The 316-nt window shown below is 58.9% G+C and carries 2 rRNA genes; both read right to left on the reverse strand.

The features are described 5' to 3' along the window. Nucleotides 1-90, reverse strand: a 5S ribosomal RNA gene (gene rrf / locus V6B97_RS17220); the annotation flags it as partial. Nucleotides 91-193: 103 nt separating this feature from the next. After that, nucleotides 194-316 (reverse strand): 23S ribosomal RNA (locus tag V6B97_RS17225); the annotation flags it as partial.

Here is a 316-nt window from a genome sequence, read left to right on the forward strand (position 1 = left end):
GCACGAATACGCAGTATCATCGGCGATGGAGGGCTTAACTTCCGAGTTCGGAATGGGATCGGGTGTACCCCCTCCTCCATGGATGCCAGCACAAGATTCTGGTCACCGTCCGGGAAGGCTGGCTATGAGGCGCCGCCACGTCGGCCGGGACCGAAAGTTGTAATCAAACAGGGTGGAAAGGAAGTATGGGGAAGAAAACAAGGCGCACGGGCTATTAGTACTGGTCAGCTGAGCGCGTCGCCGCGCGTACACCTCCAGCCTATCGACCGGGTTGTCTACCCGGGCCCTTCAGCTCCGAAGAGAGGGAGACCTTATC

This window comes from Nitratidesulfovibrio sp. 1201_IL3209 (assembly GCF_036763125.1).
Taxonomy (GTDB): Bacteria; Desulfobacterota; Desulfovibrionia; order Desulfovibrionales; family Desulfovibrionaceae; genus Cupidesulfovibrio.